Origin of the sequence: Neptunomonas sp. (assembly GCF_016744175.1) — a bacterium.
Lineage (GTDB): Bacteria > Pseudomonadota > Gammaproteobacteria > Pseudomonadales > Balneatricaceae > Neptunomonas.
Window position 1 is genome coordinate 1 of sequence record NZ_JADGEV010000049.1, and the last position, 21,974, is coordinate 21,974.

The following is a 21,974-nucleotide window of genomic DNA, read 5'->3' on the forward strand; positions in this document are numbered from 1 at the left end:
CTCGCGCAAAATATCTGCAACCATTTGGGTGCGAGTTTTGTAAATGGGTGTTGTACCTTTGCTCATAGAGTCTGTAACCGGTGGTTGCTGAAAGAAATTATCTAATGAACTGATTGTAGCATTTGACAGCTATAACAATCGAACGGATTGATTATGTTAGCCTACAGAAATAAAGTCTTAACAACGCTTCGGTTCTTTGATTTTTATATCTTCAGCTCATTTAGTAACCATTCATTGAAGACTGCTGCCGATTTAGAAAGAGGCTTTCCTTTTGGGTAGGCTAGATAATAGTTATCTTCAGTTTCAATGCAGATATCAAAGGGTGCTAATAATGTGTGGTGGCTGCGCTGGCGAGTAAAGAAATCAGGGTAGCCCAGAAACACGCCTAGCCCTGCTTCGCCCATCGACATTCCTGCAGCCAAGTTATCTGTCTTATGATAGATAATATCTGCACTATCAATTTTCACTGAGGCTTTCTGAAACCACTCTTGCCACCCTTGTCGATTACCTATTATTTCCAATAGAGGCACAGCTAGCAAATCGCTAGGGGCATTTAACTGGTCAGCCAGCGTGGGTGAGCAGTAGGGCTTTAGGTTGGATGTAAATAACGGATGTAAGTGCATCCCAGGCCAATCACCATTGCCATGCATGATGGTGACATCCGCAGGACTTCGATTGTATTCATTATCCCAGTTGGCATGAACAAGTTGTAATTTTAGTTCGGGGTACATAGCGCAAAAGCAGCTTAGTCTAGGAGTTAACCACATTATCGAAAAAGCGATATTAACTTCAATCACCAAGCGACCTTTACCAAGCGGGGAAAAAATCTCAGAGGTGTTACGTTGCAAATTGCTGATCGCGCTCTGTACTACGGGTAAATATGCCAAACCACTGTTAGTTAAATATACGGTGCGATGTTCCCTGATAAACAGCGGTTCACCTAGGTGGTGTTCTAAAAGCCGTACTTGTTGGCTCACAGCGGATTGTGTCAGATGTAACTCCCTCCCAGCTGCACTGAAATTGAGTAATCTTGCAGCAGACTCAAATGTTTTTAGCCAATTGAGTGGTGGAAGGTTCACGCTTTTATTCATTAGATTTTCTTATTAAGTGGGGCATAATTCATTGTTTGAATAAGTAGGTTTATCAACATAGCATGGTGTAGTTCTTTACTCCATGTATATGCAGGGTCAACTCAAATGCAAATGTCTCCATCAGAACCAATCTCAAATTCTTTAATAGTTAATGATTTTTATATTGAATCTGTTGAGCAAAACGACCGTGCTATACAGACTTGTTGGAATGATGGCACCCATACGCTTTATCACTATATCTGGTTGCGTGATAACTGCCCCACAGCATTTCACCCACAAACAGGTGAGCGTTGCTTTGATCTGTTAAGTGTTACAAATGATATTCATCCGTTATCAATTACTCTTGATGAAGGGGTGCTTATTATTGAATGGTCTGAGCAAGGGCATACTAGCTATTTTGAGCAAAGCTGGCTGCGGGAGTTTTGTTACTCCAGTGAATTGGCAAAAGATCATAGCAGTGGCTATCAAAGCTGGGGGTGTGAGTTTGTTGATAAGATTCCGATAGGAAACCAGCTGAGAATTATGGCTAGTGATATAGCTTTGTATGAGTGGATGAGTGCGTTGGATAAGTGCGGTCTCGCCATTATTAATGGTATGCCGGATAAGCCAGAAGCTGTTAAGCAAACGGCAAGCAGGATCGATTACCTACGCCAGACTAATTTCGGAACGACTTTTGATGTGGTATCGGAAAAAAATCCTATTAATCTCGCATATACCTCTATGTCATTGCCATTGCATACCGATTTAGCAAATCAGGAAGTGCCTCCGGGATACCAGTTTTTACATTGCTTGAGTAATGAAAGTGTTGGTGGGGAATCTACATTTGTGGATGGTTTAAAAGTGTTAGAAGATCTGCGTGTAGATCAGCCGGAGTATTTTCGATTACTTTCTGAGTACGTCATTCCATTTCGCTTTCATGATAATGCGCACGATATTCGCCAGCATCATCCTATTATTAATGTGGATAGCTTCGGTAATATTATTGAAATCAAATACAACGCTCATCTTGCAGGTATTTTTGACCTGCCTAGCGAAGTCATGTACGACTACTACATTGCTTATCGTGACCTGATGAGCCGGTTAAAAGATGCTCGCTATAAAATTGAACTCAAATTGGCTGCAGGTGAAATGGTGGTGTTTGATAACCGCCGAGTGCTTCATGGTCGTAATGAGTTCGATGAAAACATTGGTAAACGCCACTTAAGGGGGTGTTATGTTGACCGTTCAGAATTTAAAAGCCGCTTAAGAGTTTTGGAAAAAAAGCTATTCTGAAGCAGTAGAAGGCAGCATTATCTTACTTATCACGGGATTATGTTGCTGTTGTAACCACTATACCTTTAATTCCTGAGAGCCCCAGCTTCCTTTGAGACTCCCTACCTAGTGAATCATTAATCCACGTTCAATCAGTAGACCTTCATATCATGATCATTGAAACTGAATAGATAGTAGAGTCGAATGGCACACTGGATGGTTTCATATATCGACTACATAAGAGTTAACGTGTTGGCCCAAACACGGTAATAGTGTTTTTTTCATGAAATGATTTATATCAAGAAACTATATAACTTGTTGAACTATAGTATTTAATACTTAAATGTAAGCCTCTTTGTATAAGAGGAATTTATTCTAGGTTGTGGCTCGTTTTTATATTTGATGGGTTGGTTATTGTATTAACAGTTTTGGTATGCGGATCGGCGCAATGGAAACCCTCTAACTGTGATGACGTATGTTGTTATTTACCCTGAATTGATGTTTAGGGGATACGCAACAATATCTGTGCGGGGGACCTTAAATAAATTAATTTTTGTTGGAGGAGCCTAGATATTCTATTGTGGAAGGTTCGCTAAATGAAAGTAAACATGCCGGTTACGCAGCGTGAAGTTAAATTAAAAGAAGATCAAACAATCATCTCAATGACTGATCTTAAGGGAGCCATTACTTATGTTAATAATGATTTCTTGGATATCAGTGGCTTCGAAGAAAATGAGTTAGTAGGTGTAAATCACAACGTAGTGCGACACCCGGATATGCCCGCCTTAGCTTACAAGGATCTTTGGGACACCGTAAAAGCAGGAAAACCTTGGCGAGGCATTGTTAAGAACCGTTGTAAAAATGGTGATTTCTATTGGGTAGAAGCTTTTGTCACACCCATTATTAAAAGCGGTAAAATTATTGGTTACCAATCTGTTCGTAGTAAAGCTACGCAACAACAGATAGATAAAGCGAGTGAGCTTTATGAAAAGATCACCAGCCAAAATCTTACATCTCTACCTACGAAACGGGATTATCGTTTGCGGGTAAGTACTCAATTCAAATTACTTCAAAGTGTATGGTTGTTATTGCTTGGGTCTGCATTTGCAACATCATATTTTGATAGCTCCATTGGTCTTATCGGTATATCTAGTGCTGCTGTCTGTTTATATGTATTTGGTTTTTTCTGGGTTAACTCACAAGTTATTAAACCTGTTAGAGAAATGGCAAAGACAACTAAGGCTATCTCTAATGGATATCTTAATGTTCGTGTTGTCGTGGATAAGCCTGGAGCCATGGGAGAAACCCAGCTAGGGCTAGATATGATACGGGCAAAAATTAGAGCAACGATTGGGAGAGTACAAGAAGCGTCATCTGATATGGCTGTCGCGACTGATCAATTAGCCTCGATGAGCGGGCATGTTGATATGAGTATGCAAAGCCAGATGACAGAAACAGAGATGATTGCTACGGCAGTGCAAGAAATGAGTTCGACAGTACAAGAAGTTGCAGGGAGTACCGTTAGTGCGGCTGAAGCCGCTGACGATGCGCAGCAAAATGCTGAAGCGGGCCGTAATATTGTTGAAAGAAATATACGTAGTATTTCAGGCTTGTCAGCAGATATCAGTGGTGTTGAAACCTTAATACAGCTGCTGAATGAAGATTGTTCAAAAATTGATACTATTCTCGAAGTGATTAGCGATGTTGCCGATCAAACTAATTTACTTGCATTAAATGCGGCTATTGAAGCGGCAAGGGCAGGAGAGAAAGGGCGTGGATTTGCGGTCGTTGCTGATGAGGTAAGAGCGCTTGCGTTACGGGTTCAATCTTCTACGGATGAAATTCAAAAGATGATTCAGAAGCTACAAAGTGGAGCCGGTGCTGCTGTTAATGCAATGGTAAACAGTAGGGAGAGTGCGCAAGCTTCAGTTAAAGAAGCAGAAGAAGCTGGCGAAGCTTTAGAACATATAAATAGTACTGTTAAAACCATCCAAGATCTTAGTACGCAAATTGCTACCGCAGCAGAGGAGCAATCAGCAGTATCTGAAGAGATGAGTAGAAATATTGTTGAAATTAGTGATCATTCATTTAGTACAGCTAAGTCTAGCCAAGAAGCCTTACAGGCTTGTAATGAATTAGTTGGAACCGCACGTCGACTTAATGCGCTGACAGAGGATTATGTTATTTAAACAGTGTCATTTAAAAGTCTGATAATCTACATTTATTAGACGGATTATCAGATTTTAATGTATAACCAGAACAGATGTTAGGCATGCAGCGATAATCTAAAAATCTATCGTTGCTTACCAGCCCATATGGTAAAAGGCCCAGATACGTTCGATATTCATCGGCAACCACTTATCGTAATAGCGCCAGTTCTTATATTTAGGTAACTTAATCTTTTCCTTTAATGCATCAGGACTATGAATGCCTGAATCTATTGCCTGTTTTACAGCGGCCATTAGATCCTCCAGATAGATACGCTGTTCTGTCACGACTGACGCGGGATCAATAGCCGGTTGGCTTTGTGGGCCGTGACCAGAGATTACATATTTAATATCCATTTTTTCGACCTCTTTTAAAGAGCGAATCCACTCGTCAGGCCAGAAGTCAGGCATGCCTCTAAAGGCCACTCTGCGAGGGGTTACAATATCGACAACAAAAAGAGCCTTCTCTTCAGGCAGGCGCATGGTAACAAGGCTGTCTCCGTGATTAGGGCCTAGGTAGGATAGCTCCAATGATCGTCCACCTAATTTTAGTGTGTAGTTATCTTGGAAGGTGATATCGGGCATTGGGATGACGGGGCTTGGGTGGTCGCCTAGCTGTTTAACCAGGTTTATATGGCCGATGAACTTTGCACCTTCTGCTTTAAATATATTACCGCCTGAAATGTGATCATGGTGGTTGTGGCTATAGACCACATATTTAACGGGCTTGTCTGTTAACTTGCGAATTGCGCTCTGCAATAGCTTAGCGGCTTTCGGATTTAGTGGATCAGTAACAATAACGCCGTCATCGGTGACGATGAAAATATTACGGTAAACCCACCAGCGAAATACATATAACCCATTACCCAAATGTTTGACGCTGTGACCAAATTCTTGGCCACCCATAGGTTCTTGGGTCGGAAGCTGCGGCGAAGCCACTGTGAAAGTGGATAAAATCAGGCCACATATTAATATGGCCCGTCGGATTGTTGTTTTCATGATTATAATCTCCGTTGATGTACTGGACGTTATTTATCCCACCACTCATTTTGGATCTGAGCGGGGTGAAGCATTAGCGAATACATTGTGTTGTCCCCAGCTCTATTTAAACGTGATCATCAAAATTTCTAAAATACTTAGACGCGTGGTTTCAGCGGCATCATTCGTGGAAGAACATCCGCTTCTGGAGCATCGAGGAAACGGTGTTTAAGTGCCCCAGCAATATGCATGAATATTGAGGCTATTAATGCGTAGACCAACATTCCGTGGGCTTGTTTTGCTAGCCCTGCCATTTCTTGGTTTTTATCAAACAGCTGAGGCATCTCGATCAGACCGAATATGCTGACAGGAAAACCTGCAAAGTTTGTCATGGCAAATCCACTGAAGGGAATCGCAAGCATTAATAAATAAAGGGAAGCGGTGACAATGCGCGAGAGCCCCCGCTCCCAAGATGCGAGAACTCCCGGCAACGGCGGTGATCGTTTAATACGGCTCCAAATTAAACGAAAAATGGCAAGCTGCATGAAGATTACACCAAAGGATTTATGCATCCCCATAAGTTGTAAGCGATCGGGATCTGACTTATCGAGTCCAGTCATATAAGTACCAACTGAGACAAGCACTATTATTAGTAGAGCCATCCCCCAGTGAAGCAGTTTTGTTAATCTTCCATAGCTCTGTTCGTCAACTCGTACTGTATTCATAAGTCACCTTGTAAGAATTTTGTTAGCACCTGAACTCGGTGAAAACCATATGTGATAAGCTTATTGTTATTTTTAAAGGTAATATATGGGCTTTGAGTAAACTCATTGTTCTCTTGAAAGTGCTAATGTGAATGCGCTAACGTTGATGGAAACCTTTGCAGTTGTCGTGGAGGCAGGCAGTTTTACAGCAGCAGAACGTCTAGGGCTATCTAAGTCGTTCGTAAGTAAACAAGTTTCTTTGTTGGAGCGGTACTTGAGAGCAAGATTGCTTTATCGCACAACGCGTAAGTTGAGGATCTCGTAGAAGAAGGTACCGACATTGCTCTGCGGGTTGATCAATGGGGAGATTCTAGTCTGATATCTCGTCGGTTGGTGGACTGTGCTTTTCAGGTAGTAGCCTCGCCTCAGTATATAGAAAAGTGGGGAGAGCCAACTCAACCAGCAGACCTGACGCAATACAACTGCCTGATTTATGGTGATTCAAAATTGAACCGTGGTTGGCCTTTTCGTACACCCAGTGGTGAATCAATCACGGTAAAAGTGAAAGGTAGCCTAACCAGTAATGATGGGACGTTAATTATAGATGGCATGTTAAAAGGCCTGGGTATCGGTTTTGGCCCTAGTTTCTTGTTCAAGAGACATGTAGAAGAAGGAACTCTACGTTTATTGCTCACTCACTATTATCGACAACCAACCGCAATATCGGCGTTATACTCACTCAATCGAAACCTATTCAGAAGAGTAAGAGTATTGATCGATTTTTTGGCAGAACACCTATCTTCTGAATAAATAAGGTCATAAGCATTAGGCAGGTCGGGCTTTTCTCACCAAGGGATCCTGCTCCCATCGTAATTAAAATAGCCTTCATCCATATTGGCCATACAGGTTGGGTTAATTTGGTCCACTACGGTTCGCATGCCAGTAATGCTGGTGGCTATGTCTATATCTCCTTCTGGTCCACCCATATCAGTTCTTACATGACCGGGATGTAATAAAAGGCAGCTGATGTCTTGAGCTTCTTGGTCTTTTGCAAAGCAGCGTACTGCCATATTGAGAGCTGTTTTTGATGAGCGATAAGCGTAGGCTCTGGCTCCATTTACGGCGAGTGAAGCCATCTTACTGGTGGTGAAGGCAATCACTTTTCGTTCTGACATACTCACGTTTTCTGCCAGTGTTTCTGCAATACGGATCGGCGCGATGCAATTGATTTCGAACGAACGTAGCCAGTCGTTGTTATCGACTTGTTCTAAAGGCTGGTTTTTATCCAGATAAACACCCGCATTATTCCAGACAATATCGATAGGGATATCGACCAGCCTTAACTTTAGTTCTTGGATGGATGTAGGGTTGCTTAAGTCCAGAGCTAACGACTCGGCTCCTTCAATTAAGGATTCACTTGGCTGACGGCTGGCAGCAAACACACGCCAACCGTCTTGTAGATAAGATTGTGCCAAAGCGCGGCCGATGCCTCGATTAGCACCGGTAATTAATATAGTAGGCATTTGATCTGTTCCTTTTCAGTTTTCTATGTTGAGCAATTTTTGGTTTGGTAAATAGGCAATAGAGTCGCGATGAGTAGCTCAATATTGGGCACTGTTGTTTGTAGTTCTGATGAGAGAACCCAAGGGTAGGGACGCTGATCAAACCAAGATAATACGTGAGGCTGCAATTCTTGAGGTAAAAGAGTCATATTCTCAATAGTAATCGTTAAACCATTAACAAGGGCATGGGGGTGACCTGTAAAGCTCCAAAGATAATCACCGTAGCCTAAACGCAATGAACCGGATGCTTTTTCCGTCATGCAAACTACCCAGCGACAGCTAAGGTTATTATCCTGCTGTTGCACGGTATCGATGAAGCAAAGGGTATAGATGTTCTCGTACTTGTTGTTGAACTCACTAACCAGTGTATGGGTTATGTTCCCTAGGCCTTCAACCGCCGCTGGAAATGATATGTTGTCTGTTTGCACAAGCATTTTCAGCGTAGCTTGCTCTGCAAACACCTCGTTCATTAAGTGAGGCTTATTGTTATCTTTAGCTTTTATGTATTGGTTAATCAGGTGTTTAAATCGTGTATTCATCGATACTGCTCAACTATATTTTTATTAGAGGCTAATCAGAGGGCCGAAACATATTAGCTGCGGCCCTCTGTAGATCATCGTTGGCTCATGGAAGTTGGAAGGTAAGTTACTATCTCAGGAAACAAGTAGATTAATACCACAGCAAACAAGATCAGTAAGAAAAACGGAAGTGCTGCACGGGCCACGTACAGAATATTCTTACCGGTTAAGGACTGAATGACAAACAGGTTGAAGCCAACAGGTGGTGTGATCTGTGACATCTCAACAACAAGAACGATGTAAATACCGAACCAAAGAAGGTCTATTCCTGCTTGCTGCACCATTGGCAGCACCACGGCAACAGTCAACACGACTACTGAAATTCCATCAAGAAAGCAGCCCAGTGCGACAAACAACACGGTTAGATAAATCAGCAATATTCCGGGAGACAAAGACATATGTCCAATCCATTCTGCTAATGCTCGGGGAATTCCAAGAAAGCCCATCGCCAAAGTAAGAAAGTGAGCGCCCGCCAGAATCATTCCAATCATACAGGAGCTTTTTACCGCTCCAGTAAGACTTCCTCCAAAGCTGCTCCTATCTAACGAGCCGGTAACCGCTGCTAAAAAAAGTGCACCCACAACACCCAAAGCGGCTGCTTCGGTAGGCGTGGTCAAACCACCATAGATTGATCCGAGCACGAAGCCGATCAGGCCCATAATGGGTAGTAGTAACCGTAATGCTTTAATTTTTGCAGCAAAAGAAACGTGTTCTTTATCGTGCTTGGGTAATTCGTCTTTATTCAGTAGTGCCCAGATAATGGTATAGCCCATGAATAAGCTCACCAATAACAATCCGGGCAGTGCGCCGGCGATGAACAGGCGACCAATCGATACTTCGGCGGCAACGCCGTAAACAATGAGGATGATTGATGGTGGAATCAGCAACCCTAACGTACCCGATCCTGCGAGTGTGCCCACCGCCATGCGGTCACTGTAGCCCTGAGCTTTTAGCTCTGGCAGTGTCATGCGGCCAATGGTTGCGGCGGTCGCAGCGGAAGAACCAGAAACAGCAGCAAAAATACCGCAACTGAGTACGTTTACATGAAGTAGTTTACCCGGAAGTCCGCTTAACCAAGGTGACAGACCTTTGAAAAGATCTTCAGAAAGGCGGGTACGAAAAAGTATCTCTCCCATCCAGATAAATAAGGGTAATGCGGTCAGCGACCAAGACGTACTGGCACCCCACGTAGAGGTAGCAAAGAGCAAACCGATTTGGCCGTTGCCCGATAGATACAAGCCCAGTACACCAACCCCAAACAGGGCTAATGAAACCCAAACCCCTAGCGCTAACATAAGTAGCATGAATGCAGCCAGTGAGGCTCCTATGATTGTAATATCCATTAGGTTTCCTCCAGGTGAATTTCGCCTTCATGGGCCTTATAAGAAGGCGTGTGGTGTCTTAGTAATGCGATGACATCGTCCAATATCGCGATATTCAACATGACAATACCTACAGCGACGGGTACTTGAGGTATCCAGATTGGAATTGAGACATACCCTGAAGAGACCTCTTCAAAAATGTACGACTCCCACACCATGTGGATAGAGTAAAAAGACATAAAGCTAACCAGTAGCAGTGCAAAAAACAGTACGAGTAGCTCTTGAATATAGCGTGAGCCCTCTCTCCAATGCTGGATAACTAGGGTGACGCGGATATGTCCACCTTCACGAAAAGTATATGCAAGGCCGAAAAATGTGGCGGCGGCCAGAGCATAACCAGAAAAGTCTTCGGCAGAAGGCACGATAAAACCGAACATCCTACCGACAATTTGTGCGGTAATAATTAAGGTAATCAGGACAATACAGAACCCCGATAAGTACCCGGACGCTAGATAAAGCTTATCGAGTAAAGCACGCATAGTAATAACCCCTGTAATGGACCCTGCTGGGGCAGCAGAGCCTGTTGGCGACGAAAATTACTGGTTAAAGTTAGACAGTATTGCTTCAACTTCAGGTGCTTCTGCTTGCCATTCTTCGATCATTGTTGCGCCAATTTTATTCAGCTCAGTCAGTAGTTTTTCTGACGGCTCTGATACAACAATGCCTTTCTCTGCGAGCGTCTTCGTATCTTCTAGGGCTTTAACTCGAACACCTTCCCATCCTTTTACTTCAGCATTGGCGGCTGCAGTGAGAATAATTTGTTGGGTTTTCTTATCGAGTCGCTTGAAAGAGCGCTTATTAACGACCACGACATTTTTAGGTATCCACGCACGAACATCGGTGTAATGACTTAAATAATCCCATGCTTGGCCGTTAACTCCGGTAGAAGGGGAGGTGATCATCGCATCGATAATACCGGTGCTAAACGCCTGTGGGATTTCTGGCACCTGAACGGTTGTTGGTGACGTGTTCATCAAATCTGCTAAGCGAGAAGTCGAAGGGCTGTATGCGCGCATTTTCGATCCCTTCAGGTCTGCTAAAGAGCTAACCGCAGACTTGGTATACAGACTCTGAGCAGGCCATGCCACGGTGTATAGCAACATCATCCCTTCTTTGTTGAGTTGTTTTTCAACTTCAGGTTTTGCTGCATTCCAGAGTTTTTCAGCGCTATCGTAAGTGGTTGCTAAGAAAGGGATGTTATCGTGCTTAAAGACTGGGTGGGTGTTACCCATGATGCCGATAAACACTTCTCCTAGCTGCACTTGGCCAGTTTTTACCGCACGAGGAATTTCAGGGTGCTTGATTAGCGAGGCGCCAGAGTGAACAACAATATCTAACTCTCCAGCCGTGTTATTTTTGATCTCTTTGGCAAACTGGTGAGCGATTTGGGTAGGAAGGTTAGCGTCGCCATAAGGGGTAGGCATATGCCACTGGGTCTCTGCAAAAATGCTGCTTGCCGATCCGAGTGTGATTAAGGACGCAAGTAGGACAGCTGCTCTCTTAGGTACAAATTTCATTATTATTCTCCGGGTCAAAGGTTTGTTAGCGATACCAATGGCATTTGCTGCCTTAGTAATTGCAAACCTTGTTCCAAACTCAGAAAATAATAAAATATGTTATAAAACAGTGTCTTAATTTTAATGTTGTTAAATTTATGTGTCTGCTGGGTCGATTTTGACTCACAGCTAACCCTTATACTGAGTCAGTTTTAACTCACTCATCTAAAAAGTCATTTCGTTCCAGCGCATGTTTTTTCATTCGTAGATACAGTTTCTTTCGTGGAATACCCAGTGCCTGAGCAGTTAGTTCGGCTTGGCCTTTGTTTGCTATCAGCGCAGCAGTGATAATTTCCCGTTCGTAACTGTCGACTAGTGCGTCTAAATTACCGTCTTTAGTTTGCTGTGTCGTGTGAGCATGAATGTCAGTCTCCGATTCGATTGAAAGCCCCAAAGTCCAACGCTCAGCAGCATTACGTAGTTCACGGACATTGCCCGGCCAACTTTGTGCACGCAGCTGTTGTAACAACGTCTTAGGTACTGGGCGGCTCTCGCGGTCAAAGCGTTGATTCGCTTGATCAACAAAATGGCTGAAAAGCACCGGAATATCTTCCTTACGCTGATCAAGATTAGGTATCTCGATACTTGCTACATTCAGTCGGTAATACAGGTCTTCTCTAAACTGCCCCTGATCGGCTGCATCACGTAGGTCCACCTTAGATGCGGCGATAACCCGGATATCAATATCAATATCGGCATTTCCGCCTAGCCGTTGTAAGGTTCGCTCTTGGATAACTCGTAACAGCCTTACCTGAAGTGAAGCAGGCATGCTTTCGATCTCATCAAGAAACAGGGTGCCGCCGTTGGCGTATTCAATTTTACCAATACGTTTTTTATTTGCACCGGTAAAAGCACCGGCCTCATGGCCAAACAACTCACTTTCTATGATTGATTCTGTGACTGCACCACAGTTGAGCGCCACAAAAGGTTTTTTCGCTCGTGGGCTAAAGTCATGCAAACAATTGGCAACCACCTCTTTACCCGTGCCTGTCGCGCCATTGATGATCAGATCCACATCGACTTGAGCCAACTGCAAGGTCGTTTCTCGAAGACGAATGATCGCTTCGGTCTGGCCTATTAAACGGTTGTCAATTTCGTGCTGCCCTTGAATTGCTTGGCGTAAACAGCGGTTCTCGAGGACTAACTGGCGCTTTTTCCAAGCCCTTTGTACCGTATTAATATGGTGTTGAGGGTCATCGGTTTTTTCAAGAAAATCGTAGGCTCCCAAGCGTATTGCTTGAATAGCGATAGCAATATCAGAGTGCCCACTGAACATGATGACCGGGATCTGTGGATCAATTTCAAGAATCAGTTGCAAAACGTCCAACCCACCCATGATATCCATTCGCACATCGCAAATAATCACCCCTTGCCAGCTCATTGAACATTGCTCAATAGCGTGCTGTGGGTTTTCGCATGCGCTGGTGTTATAGCCTTCAAGTTGCAGTGTCTGAATCATTGACTCACGGACAATTTCTTCATCATCAATGATTATTACTTGGCCATCAGATATGGCTGAGCTCATGTCTTGCTTCCCCGGTATTTTGGTAACTGGATACAAAATGACGCGCCGCTGCCCGGATCATCATTATCAATCATCAGCCTGCCACCAAAACTTTTAATTATATTATATGAAATAGATAAACCGAGCCCTAAGCTTTGGCTACGGCGTTTAGTCGTGAAAAACGGCTCGAAAATCTGTTCGCGTAATTCGTTACTGATACCGGGGCCATTATCACGTACATGGATCTCAAGTCTCTCATGTTGATGTAGACAATCAATGGTTATCTGCTTTTCTGATTGGTCGTTAATGGCATCTAAGGCATTAGTGATCAAGTTAAGTATAACCTGTTCAAGTTGCACAGAATCAGCACTAACGAGATTACGATCATGATCAAAATTAATGTCTATTGACGTTAGCTTTCTTACTTCATCACCTTCAAGCATTGATAATACGTTATCCACTACGAGGCGTAGATCGACCTTAACTAGGTTGTCTTGTTGCTTGCGGGCTAATGATTTAAGGCGGGTGATAATAGTGGTTGCGCGTTTAGTTAGGTTAGATATCTGGTTAAGATTTTTCTCGGTCTCTTCTAATCGACCTAGCTTCATTAGGCGCAAACCATTATGCGAGTAGTGTCCAATAGCTGATAACGGTTGGTTAATCTCATGGGCGATACCGGCCGATAACTGGCCAAGTGCTGCTAATTTCCCTGCTTGTACTAGTTCTTCTTGTAACGTTGACAATTGATCGCGAAAACTAACAAGCGAGCGTGCCATAGTGCCAATTTCATCATTGCCTTTCACCTGCACTTTTTCATCGAGGTTACCATTTGCAATCGAGCGCATGCTGGCATCGAGGCTGGTAATTCTGCCCACCATGTTTTTACCCACATAAAGCCAGACAATCAATATTGAGAACAACAAGCTGGCAGCGACCATTAATAACATCCAGATGCGGCCTTTTTTAATAGTCTCTCGGGCATTTTGTGCTGAGGTTTGTGCGGCAGCTTCAGTATGATCCGTTTGAGCGGCAACTTCTTGGTTTAAATAACCAAGCTCTTCTCTGATACGGCTAAGCAGTCGTTCACCGGATTGTATAATGGCTCGCTCCTTACTGCGGATGGTGAACATATTGTTTTCGCCCCGCGTCAGAAAAACGATATTAACAATGGTTTGTTTTAAGGCTGTAACACCGTGTAAATTTCCTGCCGCTTCAATGTCTTGTTTAATGCGTTGAATGATTTCATCGGAATGTGTCTGGGTCGCAATCAGAGAGTTTAAGTCTGGTAGGTGTTGGGCTCTATCTACTAAGTTAATGAGCAAATTCACATCAGCTTTTATGCGATAGAGTCTCTGCAAATTGGCATTTATTGTACTGGCTGCGTCTTTGCCAAAGTTATTCATCGTAAGCCAAGAGTCAGAGGCTTCTTGATTTAAAAGGCTGTAAAGGTACTGCTGCTCGTTTTCTGTGAGCCTATTGATATCACTCAAAAAGCTAGAAGCGACCCATCTAAGGCGCTGGTTTTCTGATCTTTTTTTCTGTTGTATTTTTAGCTTTTGGAATACGTTACGGTCTAGCTCAGCCAGTGTGGATTTTAGCATTTCAATTTGTTCTGAAAGATTTTTTTGCGCTAGATGATCTTGGGTAGCCGCAGAAATTTGAGGCAGTAAATAGGCCATGATCGATATATTTAGATTTAAATCCTGATGAATTTCTAAGCGGTTAGATTCATTTTTTACTGCGAGCAGCGTCGGCGCTATGAGGGTTATCTTTGTGCCTTGCTCTTTCAAATCAGCCATCAAACTTAGGGTGTGTATGTTCCCTTCAACGACTTGATTTAACTCATCTCCGAGGCGGTTATATGACATCCAACTGATGATGCTTGCGAGTAAAGTGAGAGCACTTAATGCTCCAAATGCTAAGAAAAACCGACCACGAATTCCTAACCGATACTTACTTTTCATATAACTGAAGCCTTAGATAACGGATGTTACATCATAGTCATATTAACGACGAATAAGAAATTATATGACGAAGAGCTAGCCGTTATAATTTGGTTGCTATCACCGGTTATAGGCAGCAGTATAAATACGGCTACCCTTTAAAAGCTATTAATACATTATTCAATAACGCGTACCAGCCGGTGTTTATGAAAAGAATAAAAAAATACTCAGTGTCATTCTTTCTCTGTTTGATCGCAGGTTTTAGCGGATTTTTAGCGGCGAACGATACAATTATCATAAAGGCAGTTGGCACGTGGGGGTATTTCACCAACTACCAAAAGCATGAGGGGCCCTTCTGGAATCAGCGTATTGCAGAGGTGAGCGATGGACAGATTATTGGTGAAATAAAGCCACATACTGAACTGGGCTTGCAGGGTTATGAAATCATGCGCCTTGTAAAAAAGGGTGTGTTTGATTTTGCGTTTGGCTTGCCGGGGTATGTCGTACCTGAAAGTGAAATATTTGAAGGCGCAGACCTGTCGTCTCTGGTGCAAAAAATTGACGTACAAAAACAGGTAGCGAATGCTTATTTTCCAACACTGGAGCGTGCTTTTGCACAAAAGTACAATGCAAAGTTGATGCTGCTGTATCCATTCCCAAGCCAGATGCTGTGGTGTAAACAGCAAGTAAGTAATATTGAAGATCTTAAAGGGAAGCGCATAAGAGTATTTCTAACGACATTGGGAGATTTTGTCGAAGGTGTTGGGGCTATCCCAGTGAGCGTTCCTTACAATGATGTTCCTGATGCGCTTGAAAAAGGAATTGTTGATTGCGTAATTACCGGAACGATGTCTGCTTATACGAGTAAGCTGTATAAAGTTGCTTCGTATGGATTTACCTTACGAGTAGGGTGGGGGCTTGCATTTGGGGCAATGAATATGAATAAGTGGAACTTACTAAATAGTGAGCAAAAAGCACTGTTAGAAAACGAAATTACAGCACTAAAGGAAAGCATGTGGCAGGAAACAGCCAAAGAAGATGCAATTGCTCTGGCTTGTTTGTCTGCAGGACCGTGCTCGATTGGTGAGGTAGGCAACATGGTATTGATAGAGCCCTCAAAGTCTGACCTTATCGTGCGTAATAAAATTGCTAAGGATGTTATTTTACCGCGTTGGGCTGAGCGCTGTGGCCCAGAATGTGCGGCTAACTGGAATCGCACAGTAGGAAAGATACTCGACTTAAGAGCAGAAGCAAAAGCGAGATAAGCAATAATTTACCTCTTGCTCAGAGGCACTCTTTCCCATTAACAAAGAGATAAGCGGTGATAACTCATTGATCTTTAAGATAAGTAGTTTATGATCACGTTAAAGGAATGAATAACAATAAGAGCATGGAGGCTTCGCTTATCTATCTACATTACCCCATATTTCTTCAAGTTATTGATTTATAAAACTATACATCGCGGATCTTGATTTTTCTCTTCTTATAAAGGGGAGCAAAGAGATATAAGACTCCGGTCTTTATAATTTGCTGTTAATAGTCAATGGGCATGAATATTAGAAATCATATATCACCACTAGAGTTGATAGCTACTATTCAATCAAAAGCGCTCCAGCGAACAGTGGGTTCATGGCAGTTGAAATCCGAATTTGACAGCTTCGAAAATATACTAGAAATAAAGTTAGTTAAATTTCTGGCATCATGAATTTCACCGGTATTGTTTGTTTGGAATATCTGGGGACGGTGCATCATTTTGTCTAGATTTTTGAGACACATTAATGGAGCCTTCTGATGTTCAGCAAGTGGTCTCTGATTTTCTTGAAGATGACACAGATTAAAAAATGTTAAGGAGGCTGTTGAAATAGAATTTTCTAAGAAAAAGAAGCTGAAAAATCTTGGTCAAAAACTACAGATGTTGATTATCTTAAAGTGGCTTTTAAAAAATTAGAGGTGGCTCTTATGGATGGGGGTTTAAGAATAGAGTTTGACCATGTTAAAGGAGACGTTCCTGATAAAGTGAAGGTTGGTGTTTATATTCATGAGAGCTTGAAAAAGTAGGTTTAGAAACTAAGTGGGGTAAAAAAATTAGTGAGAAAATTTATATACCTAAGATGAATTGGTTACATAGAAGTTAATCATATTGCTCATCGCTTATTTTATTATTGCTGGAAACCAATGCAACCTAATAAATTTCGGAATCGGGAAAATACACGCTAAGCAAGGCGTGATGAGTAAGACCAACTTAGTTGAAGAAAGTGTAGTTTTTAAAAATAGAAGGATTTTAAATGAAACAATCTGTAAGGTTATTTGTGCTTGGGTTATTACTTACATTTCCAGCAAAAAATTTACTTGCTTGGGATAATATTATTCAAGCAGCAGGTCTTGGGAAAGTAAATGATATACAGCTTTTTTTAAACAAGGGACAATCAGTAAATCTAATCGATGATGATGGAGTGACACCATTGATGATGGCCGCGATGGTTCGTAAATACAAGAATATAAGGTTTTTAATTGATAATGGTGCTGATGTTAAAGCAAAAGATAATGACGGAACTACTGCGCTCATGACTCTCTGTATAGCAGGAACAGCAAAAGATATAACTACAGTAAAACTTCTTATGGCTAAAGGTGCAAGTATTAACACTAAGGATAAAGGTGGAATTACAGCAAGAGAATTGTGTAGAGACTATGGTACAGAGATATTTTCTGCAATTATGAAATAATTCGATATTACTAAAAGAAGTAGAAAATAATTCTAGAGCGACCACTAATAGGCCGGCTTAAATCAAACGTTAAGGTTTTGTGATCAATATGTATTATTTATATAGAATGGTTTTATTCTCAATATTAACTACTTTTATAATCGGGTGTGGAGAGAGAAATGCGAATGTAATAAATAGTGAAAACTATCACAAAAGCGGCATATCTTTCAGTTACCCAGGGAATTGGGAGGTTACGGAAGATCTAGAAGAAAATGGTTACAGATATATTTTTATTGAGTCTCCTGGTGATGCTATCGCAAAAATAGAAATATATGATAAGGGTAACTTTAAGTTATCAGAGTTTGTAGAGTTGGACATTGAAAGTTTAAAGTCGGAAATGCCAAAATTTTTTAAGTTGAGTGATAGAGGTGAGATAAAAGAATTACAGAAGGTCATTGGGGAAAAATTGCTTAAAGGCTATAGATACGAGTTTAATCTGTCGATCCTAGGAGTGGATGTTCCTCATGTTACAGAATACTATATGTTTCAGTCCAAAACTGAGTCCGCATACATCAGCAATCAAGTAGCTGTAGAAGACCTAAGCAAAGTCCAAAATGGATTTAATATAATCCTAGATGATTTCAAGATACAAAAAACTCTAACAAATGTATCAAATTGATTCCGTTTGATACACTTCATATTATGCATGGACTGCTGCCTTCATTACATGAAGTTACGTTGAGAAAACAGCACAATTTAGACAGGGTTTATAAGAAACCAGTATTGGCTGCACGGATAAGTAATGAATAAAAAAAGGTTTGTTTTCTGCTTTATATTAGGAGTTCTCTTATTTTTCATCAGAGTACAGCTTGGTGTTCCAATAGAACAGATGGGTATTAATGGCTTTCATCAGTTCCTTTTGAAGGGACTACTTTTTTTCCCAGCTGTACTTCTTTTGTTCAGTTCCATATTTTCACTATTTACATCTGGGGCATATCTCATAATTCGGGATGACCCTGAACTTAAGTTAATGGGAAGGAATATGTTTTATTTCTTCGTTTGGAAAGAGCTACTTGGTGAGTGAGAGGTTCTATTACAACGAAGCTTTCAACTTCAACTTCAACTTCAATTTTCTGCACAGCTTTGGCCTTTCGCCACTGTGTGATTTCAGGCCGTTAATACGGCTTTATAAATAGTCAGAGAGATAATTAGCAATGAAATTAATAGGGATTTTTTTATTCATACTCAGTCTTAGTGCATGCACTGCAGACAGGTCAGACGGAGTTTATTCAATACATTCAATACCTACTTCTGGTGGGAAGGTTGCAATTGTACGTTTTAATGAGAATACGGGTGAAACTTGGTATAGAAAGAGGGGAAAGTTCAAGATAGTCATTGATCAAACGATAATGCCTTCAGGATCCTATTCGCTTGAGCTTATGTCATGGTCTACTGGCTGGGGCCTTCTTCGCATAAATAATGAAACTGGTGAAACATGGGTAGCAAAAGATTTGATATGGGAAGAAATAATAGACGAAAAAGCAGCTCTAATCACACAAGAAAAATGATCCTTTGGGCTGGAGGTGCAAACGATAAGGGTGTTATGTACAAATGCTAGGAGGAAACATGAATCAACTAACTAAGGGACAAGAAAAGCGATTGATGTTCATCGAGAATAAAAAAGGGGGCATTGATGGATTTAATGCTCGTGTCGGTTGGGTTACATTCTCAAAAACGGGTAAAACTGTTTATTATCGTGGCAGAAAGTTATCTCGCATTAAGGGCGGTGGTATTCGTGGCAATTACTCTTGTGAGGAAACGGGTCAAGAATACTGGGTCTCTGGTGTTAAAAAGAATGGGACTAACCTTCATTTTGCTGGTGCAGCATCATTCCATGTAGATTCTGATGCAGCGGATGCATACAACGAATTAAGAGATTCCTAGCCCCGTTTTATCGAAACGGCTTTCATAATAAACGCCTCAAAACTGCCCACCCTTTAGGCGGGTGTTAAGTTTCACCATACGGAGAGTATATGCCATTTACTCCATTTCACATGGGACCGGGAATAGTAGTTAAAGCTCTACTCCAAGGTAGCTTCAGTCTAATGGTTTTTGGTTGGGCACAAATTGTGATGGATATTCAGCCGTTGATCGTTTTAATCTCCGGCGAAGGACATCTGCACGGCTTCTCTCATACGTATATAGGAGCCACGCTATTGGCCTTATTTTCAGCGTTATCAGGAAAATATTTATCGGAAATTGGCTTATTTGCATTGGGTTTAAATAACCAGTGGCAGGTGAAAATTAAATGGCGCGTATCTTTCCTATCAGCATTTATCGGCACATTTAGTCATGTGTTCTTAGATAGTATTATGCACGCTGACGTTGAGCCGTTCTTTCCGCTGACAACTGATAATCTGTTCCTTGGCTTAATATCTGTGGAATCGTTACATAAAGCCTGCCTTTATAGTGCGCTAGTTGGCGGTTTATTGTATTTTTTACTTAACTGGGTTCAAAAACTAAAAAAGTGAAACCGCGAAGATTTGTAACCCCCATTACCTTCTTGTTTACCGCACTACTCGATTTTTAATCAGTTTTCCCGTCCTGAGGCTTGCCGTTACATTCTTTAATGGGAACTGGCTCACATGTTTTTTAGTTGAACCTCTCGTTGCTCTAGTTACATTTTCTTCATGAGCTACCTTCTCTGGTGTCGTTATTGTTACTTTAAGCGCGTTACAGTTATGTTTTCGTTATGATGCATTTCAAGAAAAAACTATATCTAGAACAGGTAATTGACGAGCATGCAGTTAATTGCTGTAAATGTAGAGTGTTTGAGAATTGAAGGGTAGTTCTATATGTGTAAGTGTATATATCAGTTTTACAAGGAGCTAATGTATGAGAGACGAAAATTCAATGACTACGGGCGGGTGTTTGTGTGGAGCTGTCCGATATGAGATCAAAGGGCCCCTCAGAGATGTTGTGAATTGCCATTGTAGTATGTGCCAAAAATCACATGGGAATTTTGGTGCACATACAAAAGCAAGAAAAGACGATATCAGAATCACTCATAACGACGGCCTAGCGTGGTACAAAACATCAGAAGTGGCCCAAAGGGGCTTTTGTCAAAAGTGTGGTTCAAGCCTATTTTGGGAACCCTTTAACTTCGACTCAACCGGCATCCTCGCTGGCTCGTTGGATGGCCCAATAGGGTTAAAGACAATGGGACATATATTTGTTGGTGAAAAACCAGATTTTTATGAAATAACGGATGATAACCTGCAATATCAAGAATCATCGGATGGTCAGTTGGCAAATGACTATAAATAGTAGAACAATTCATTTTGTTGCATCACATAACAAACATATGATGTATGTTCCCTAAGGGCACCCGGTACTTGAGTGGCATTTACGGGATTTTTGTGAATAGGAGTATGTAATACATGTGTACCTATATGCCAGTTAGTGAAGTAGTAAAGCTGCCAATCACCTGGATTCGAGGAGACGACGAAAGATTAAAAAATATCTTCAAATCTCTTAAGAACGGTGACGGACTCAAGGAACCCATCAAGTTGTTAAGTTGCGGATGTGGGAAAACATATATGCTTGAAGATGGTGGCCACCGTATTACCGCCGCCTATAAGTTGTATGAAAAAACGGGAAAGGATGTCATGGTTCGTATTCATAAATATGTGGCTGATTTTCCGTAGCAGAATTGCATAACCAGTATTTGAAACTTCCCTTGCTCGATATTTGGTAATAACAAATCCAATAGTAGATGAGTCTACTACGACAGAATTAACGCTAAGTGAGATATTTACAGTATGGATTTAGTCTTGCAAATATGGGGCGGTTCCTTTTACTTAATCAATAAAATACTGCTCGCGCTTTCAGAAGGTAGAACAGGAACCTCAAAAAAGAACTTAAAACTCTCAGCATGGCTAATTTACATTCTGGGTGTTCCGGCATGGGTTATTATTTTGCTAAGCGGTCAACATTGGATAGCAGCATCAATTGAAGCGGGTGCTACTCCTGCTATGCTGTTGGGATTATATAATGCTTACCATGACAATAAAAAACCAAATAAAATATTCAATAATATTGTCACGGTATTTACTTTTTCTTCGCTGATTTTTGGCCTTTTATATAGCATAAATTATCATTCTGGTATTGCATCCTTCTCACAAATTTTAGAAATTGTAATGATGCTAGGTTTTCTCTTGGGTAGTAATTATTTGGCTAGGGGTAATAATATTGGTTGGCTTTTCTTTATGCTTATGAATCTTAGCACGGCAGTATTAATGTTATTGCAAGATAAACCCATATTAATGGTGCAGCAGTTAATATCACTATGCTTTGTTATATATGGTTATAATAAAGCTAGGCCTAAACAGCGATAAAAAGGCACTGAATTTTATCTATGGTATTAGGTGTGAATAAAGTAATGAAATTTCAACAGATGCGGCCCCCTCGTTAATATGCTTGTTCTTGAGCTACTACTTCTTATTTTTGTCCTTGT

General features: G+C 41.5%; 22 protein-coding genes. 12 read left to right on the plus strand and 10 right to left on the minus strand.

Going from position 1 to position 21,974, the window contains the following annotated elements:
- Positions 1–203: 203 nt before the first annotated feature.
- A complete protein-coding gene (locus QZZ55_RS16880; RefSeq protein ID WP_293268598.1) occupies positions 204–1,091 on the minus strand; it encodes a LysR substrate-binding domain-containing protein in 888 nt (295 codons plus the stop codon).
- A gap of 105 nt (positions 1,092–1,196) precedes the next feature.
- Here QZZ55_RS16880 and QZZ55_RS16885 point away from each other — a divergent pair, with 105 nt between their 5' ends.
- The gene (locus QZZ55_RS16885; RefSeq protein WP_293268599.1) at positions 1,197–2,363 is read left to right on the plus strand and encodes a TauD/TfdA family dioxygenase; all 1,167 of its coding nucleotides are present in this window, start codon (positions 1,197–1,199) and stop codon (positions 2,361–2,363) included.
- A gap of 575 nt (positions 2,364–2,938) precedes the next feature.
- On the plus strand, positions 2,939–4,531 hold the full coding sequence (locus tag QZZ55_RS16890) for a PAS domain-containing methyl-accepting chemotaxis protein (RefSeq protein ID WP_293268600.1): 1,593 nt from the start codon (positions 2,939–2,941) through the stop codon (positions 4,529–4,531).
- Positions 4,532–4,645: 114 nt separating this feature from the next.
- Here the strand turns inward: QZZ55_RS16890 and QZZ55_RS16895 are convergent, their stop codons facing one another.
- Both QZZ55_RS16895 and QZZ55_RS16900 read right to left on the minus strand, forming a co-directional pair.
- The gene (locus tag QZZ55_RS16895; protein ID WP_293268601.1) at positions 4,646–5,548 is read right to left on the minus strand and encodes an MBL fold metallo-hydrolase; all 903 of its coding nucleotides are present in this window, start codon (positions 5,546–5,548) and stop codon (positions 4,646–4,648) included.
- 137 nt (positions 5,549–5,685) lie between these two features.
- Entirely contained in the window at positions 5,686–6,252 is a 567-nt protein-coding gene (locus tag QZZ55_RS16900) for a cytochrome b (protein WP_293268602.1), read from the minus strand.
- A 145-nt stretch (positions 6,253–6,397) separates the two neighbouring features.
- On the opposite strand from QZZ55_RS16900, the gene QZZ55_RS20040 reads away from it, so the two are divergent.
- Together QZZ55_RS20040 and QZZ55_RS16905 are read left to right on the plus strand one after the other, a co-directional pair.
- Positions 6,398–6,556, plus strand: a complete 159-nt coding sequence (locus QZZ55_RS20040) for a LysR family transcriptional regulator (RefSeq protein ID WP_366512341.1) — start codon at positions 6,398–6,400, stop codon at positions 6,554–6,556.
- A gap of 20 nt (positions 6,557–6,576) precedes the next feature.
- The gene (locus QZZ55_RS16905) at positions 6,577–7,041 is read left to right on the plus strand and encodes a substrate binding domain-containing protein (RefSeq protein WP_293268624.1); all 465 of its coding nucleotides are present in this window, start codon (positions 6,577–6,579) and stop codon (positions 7,039–7,041) included.
- A 35-nt stretch (positions 7,042–7,076) separates the two neighbouring features.
- On the opposite strand, the gene QZZ55_RS16910 is transcribed toward QZZ55_RS16905, so the two are convergent.
- From QZZ55_RS16910 to QZZ55_RS16940, 7 genes are all read right to left on the minus strand, one after another.
- The gene (locus tag QZZ55_RS16910) at positions 7,077–7,754 is read right to left on the minus strand and encodes an SDR family oxidoreductase (protein ID WP_293268603.1); all 678 of its coding nucleotides are present in this window, start codon (positions 7,752–7,754) and stop codon (positions 7,077–7,079) included.
- Positions 7,755–7,777: 23 nt separating this feature from the next.
- Entirely contained in the window at positions 7,778–8,332 is a 555-nt protein-coding gene (locus QZZ55_RS16915; protein WP_293268604.1) for a hypothetical protein, read from the minus strand.
- Between the two features lie 74 nt (positions 8,333–8,406).
- Entirely contained in the window at positions 8,407–9,714 is a 1,308-nt protein-coding gene (locus QZZ55_RS16920) for a TRAP transporter large permease subunit (RefSeq protein WP_293268605.1), read from the minus strand.
- The gene (locus tag QZZ55_RS16925) at positions 9,714–10,232 is read right to left on the minus strand and encodes a TRAP transporter small permease (RefSeq protein ID WP_293268606.1); all 519 of its coding nucleotides are present in this window, start codon (positions 10,230–10,232) and stop codon (positions 9,714–9,716) included. The genes QZZ55_RS16920 and QZZ55_RS16925 overlap by 1 nt, the downstream gene beginning before the upstream one ends.
- Before the next feature lie 57 nt (positions 10,233–10,289).
- Entirely contained in the window at positions 10,290–11,270 is a 981-nt protein-coding gene (locus QZZ55_RS16930) for a TRAP transporter substrate-binding protein (RefSeq protein ID WP_293268607.1), read from the minus strand.
- Between the two features lie 196 nt (positions 11,271–11,466).
- The gene (locus QZZ55_RS16935; RefSeq protein ID WP_293268608.1) at positions 11,467–12,834 is read right to left on the minus strand and encodes a sigma-54 dependent transcriptional regulator; all 1,368 of its coding nucleotides are present in this window, start codon (positions 12,832–12,834) and stop codon (positions 11,467–11,469) included.
- Positions 12,831–14,777: an ATP-binding protein gene (locus QZZ55_RS16940; protein WP_293268609.1), complete on the minus strand. Its 1,947-nt coding sequence runs from the start codon at positions 14,775–14,777 to the stop codon at positions 12,831–12,833. The genes QZZ55_RS16935 and QZZ55_RS16940 overlap by 4 nt, the downstream gene beginning before the upstream one ends.
- 185 nt (positions 14,778–14,962) lie before the next feature.
- Here QZZ55_RS16940 and QZZ55_RS16945 point away from each other — a divergent pair, with 185 nt between their 5' ends.
- The 8 genes from QZZ55_RS16945 (at position 14,963) to QZZ55_RS16980 (ending at position 21,855) form a co-directional block, all read left to right on the plus strand.
- Entirely contained in the window at positions 14,963–16,021 is a 1,059-nt protein-coding gene (locus QZZ55_RS16945) for a TRAP transporter substrate-binding protein (protein ID WP_293268610.1), read from the plus strand.
- A 1,020-nt stretch (positions 16,022–17,041) separates the two neighbouring features.
- Positions 17,042–17,479, plus strand: a complete 438-nt coding sequence (locus QZZ55_RS16950; protein ID WP_293268611.1) for an ankyrin repeat domain-containing protein — start codon at positions 17,042–17,044, stop codon at positions 17,477–17,479.
- 88 nt (positions 17,480–17,567) lie between these two features.
- Entirely contained in the window at positions 17,568–18,137 is a 570-nt protein-coding gene (locus QZZ55_RS16955) for a hypothetical protein (RefSeq protein ID WP_293268612.1), read from the plus strand.
- A gap of 535 nt (positions 18,138–18,672) precedes the next feature.
- Entirely contained in the window at positions 18,673–19,026 is a 354-nt protein-coding gene (locus QZZ55_RS16960; protein ID WP_293268613.1) for a hypothetical protein, read from the plus strand.
- 58 nt (positions 19,027–19,084) lie between these two features.
- Complete coding sequence (locus QZZ55_RS16965) at positions 19,085–19,402, plus strand: hypothetical protein (RefSeq protein WP_293268614.1); 318 nt, start codon at positions 19,085–19,087, stop codon at positions 19,400–19,402.
- A gap of 89 nt (positions 19,403–19,491) precedes the next feature.
- Positions 19,492–19,989, plus strand: a complete 498-nt coding sequence (locus tag QZZ55_RS16970; RefSeq protein ID WP_293268615.1) for a zinc dependent phospholipase C family protein — start codon at positions 19,492–19,494, stop codon at positions 19,987–19,989.
- Positions 19,990–20,353: 364 nt separating this feature from the next.
- On the plus strand, positions 20,354–20,785 hold the full coding sequence (locus QZZ55_RS16975) for a GFA family protein (RefSeq protein ID WP_293268616.1): 432 nt from the start codon (positions 20,354–20,356) through the stop codon (positions 20,783–20,785).
- Positions 20,786–21,279: 494 nt separating this feature from the next.
- Positions 21,280–21,855 (plus strand): hypothetical protein, encoded by a 576-nt coding sequence (locus QZZ55_RS16980; protein WP_293268617.1) that lies wholly within the window; start codon positions 21,280–21,282, stop codon positions 21,853–21,855.
- Positions 21,856–21,974 lie beyond the last annotated feature (119 nt).

Excerpts from the sequence above, each read along its gene's own strand:
- QZZ55_RS16880 (WP_293268598.1), bottom strand. The coding sequence starts at position 1,091 with ATGAATAAAAGCGTGAACCTTCCACCACTCAATTGGCTAAAAACATTT.
- QZZ55_RS16885 (WP_293268599.1), top strand. The coding sequence starts at position 1,197 with ATGCAAATGTCTCCATCAGAACCAATCTCAAATTCTTTAATAGTTAAT.
- QZZ55_RS16890 (WP_293268600.1), top strand. The coding sequence starts at position 2,939 with ATGAAAGTAAACATGCCGGTTACGCAGCGTGAAGTTAAATTAAAAGAA.
- QZZ55_RS16895 (WP_293268601.1), bottom strand. The coding sequence starts at position 5,548 with ATGAAAACAACAATCCGACGGGCCATATTAATATGTGGCCTGATTTTA.
- QZZ55_RS16900 (WP_293268602.1), bottom strand. The coding sequence starts at position 6,252 with ATGAATACAGTACGAGTTGACGAACAGAGCTATGGAAGATTAACAAAA.
- QZZ55_RS20040 (WP_366512341.1), top strand. The coding sequence starts at position 6,398 with ATGGAAACCTTTGCAGTTGTCGTGGAGGCAGGCAGTTTTACAGCAGCA.
- QZZ55_RS16910 (WP_293268603.1), bottom strand. The coding sequence starts at position 7,754 with ATGCCTACTATATTAATTACCGGTGCTAATCGAGGCATCGGCCGCGCT.
- QZZ55_RS16915 (WP_293268604.1), bottom strand. The coding sequence starts at position 8,332 with ATGAATACACGATTTAAACACCTGATTAACCAATACATAAAAGCTAAA.
- QZZ55_RS16920 (WP_293268605.1), bottom strand. The coding sequence starts at position 9,714 with ATGGATATTACAATCATAGGAGCCTCACTGGCTGCATTCATGCTACTT.
- QZZ55_RS16925 (WP_293268606.1), bottom strand. The coding sequence starts at position 10,232 with ATGCGTGCTTTACTCGATAAGCTTTATCTAGCGTCCGGGTACTTATCG.
- QZZ55_RS16930 (WP_293268607.1), bottom strand. The coding sequence starts at position 11,270 with ATGAAATTTGTACCTAAGAGAGCAGCTGTCCTACTTGCGTCCTTAATC.
- QZZ55_RS16935 (WP_293268608.1), bottom strand. The coding sequence starts at position 12,834 with ATGAGCTCAGCCATATCTGATGGCCAAGTAATAATCATTGATGATGAA.
- QZZ55_RS16940 (WP_293268609.1), bottom strand. The coding sequence starts at position 14,777 with ATGAAAAGTAAGTATCGGTTAGGAATTCGTGGTCGGTTTTTCTTAGCA.
- QZZ55_RS16945 (WP_293268610.1), top strand. The coding sequence starts at position 14,963 with ATGAAAAGAATAAAAAAATACTCAGTGTCATTCTTTCTCTGTTTGATC.
- QZZ55_RS16950 (WP_293268611.1), top strand. The coding sequence starts at position 17,042 with ATGAAACAATCTGTAAGGTTATTTGTGCTTGGGTTATTACTTACATTT.
- QZZ55_RS16955 (WP_293268612.1), top strand. The coding sequence starts at position 17,568 with ATGTATTATTTATATAGAATGGTTTTATTCTCAATATTAACTACTTTT.
- QZZ55_RS16960 (WP_293268613.1), top strand. The coding sequence starts at position 18,673 with ATGAAATTAATAGGGATTTTTTTATTCATACTCAGTCTTAGTGCATGC.
- QZZ55_RS16965 (WP_293268614.1), top strand. The coding sequence starts at position 19,085 with ATGAATCAACTAACTAAGGGACAAGAAAAGCGATTGATGTTCATCGAG.
- QZZ55_RS16970 (WP_293268615.1), top strand. The coding sequence starts at position 19,492 with ATGCCATTTACTCCATTTCACATGGGACCGGGAATAGTAGTTAAAGCT.
- QZZ55_RS16975 (WP_293268616.1), top strand. The coding sequence starts at position 20,354 with ATGAGAGACGAAAATTCAATGACTACGGGCGGGTGTTTGTGTGGAGCT.
- QZZ55_RS16980 (WP_293268617.1), top strand. The coding sequence starts at position 21,280 with ATGGATTTAGTCTTGCAAATATGGGGCGGTTCCTTTTACTTAATCAAT.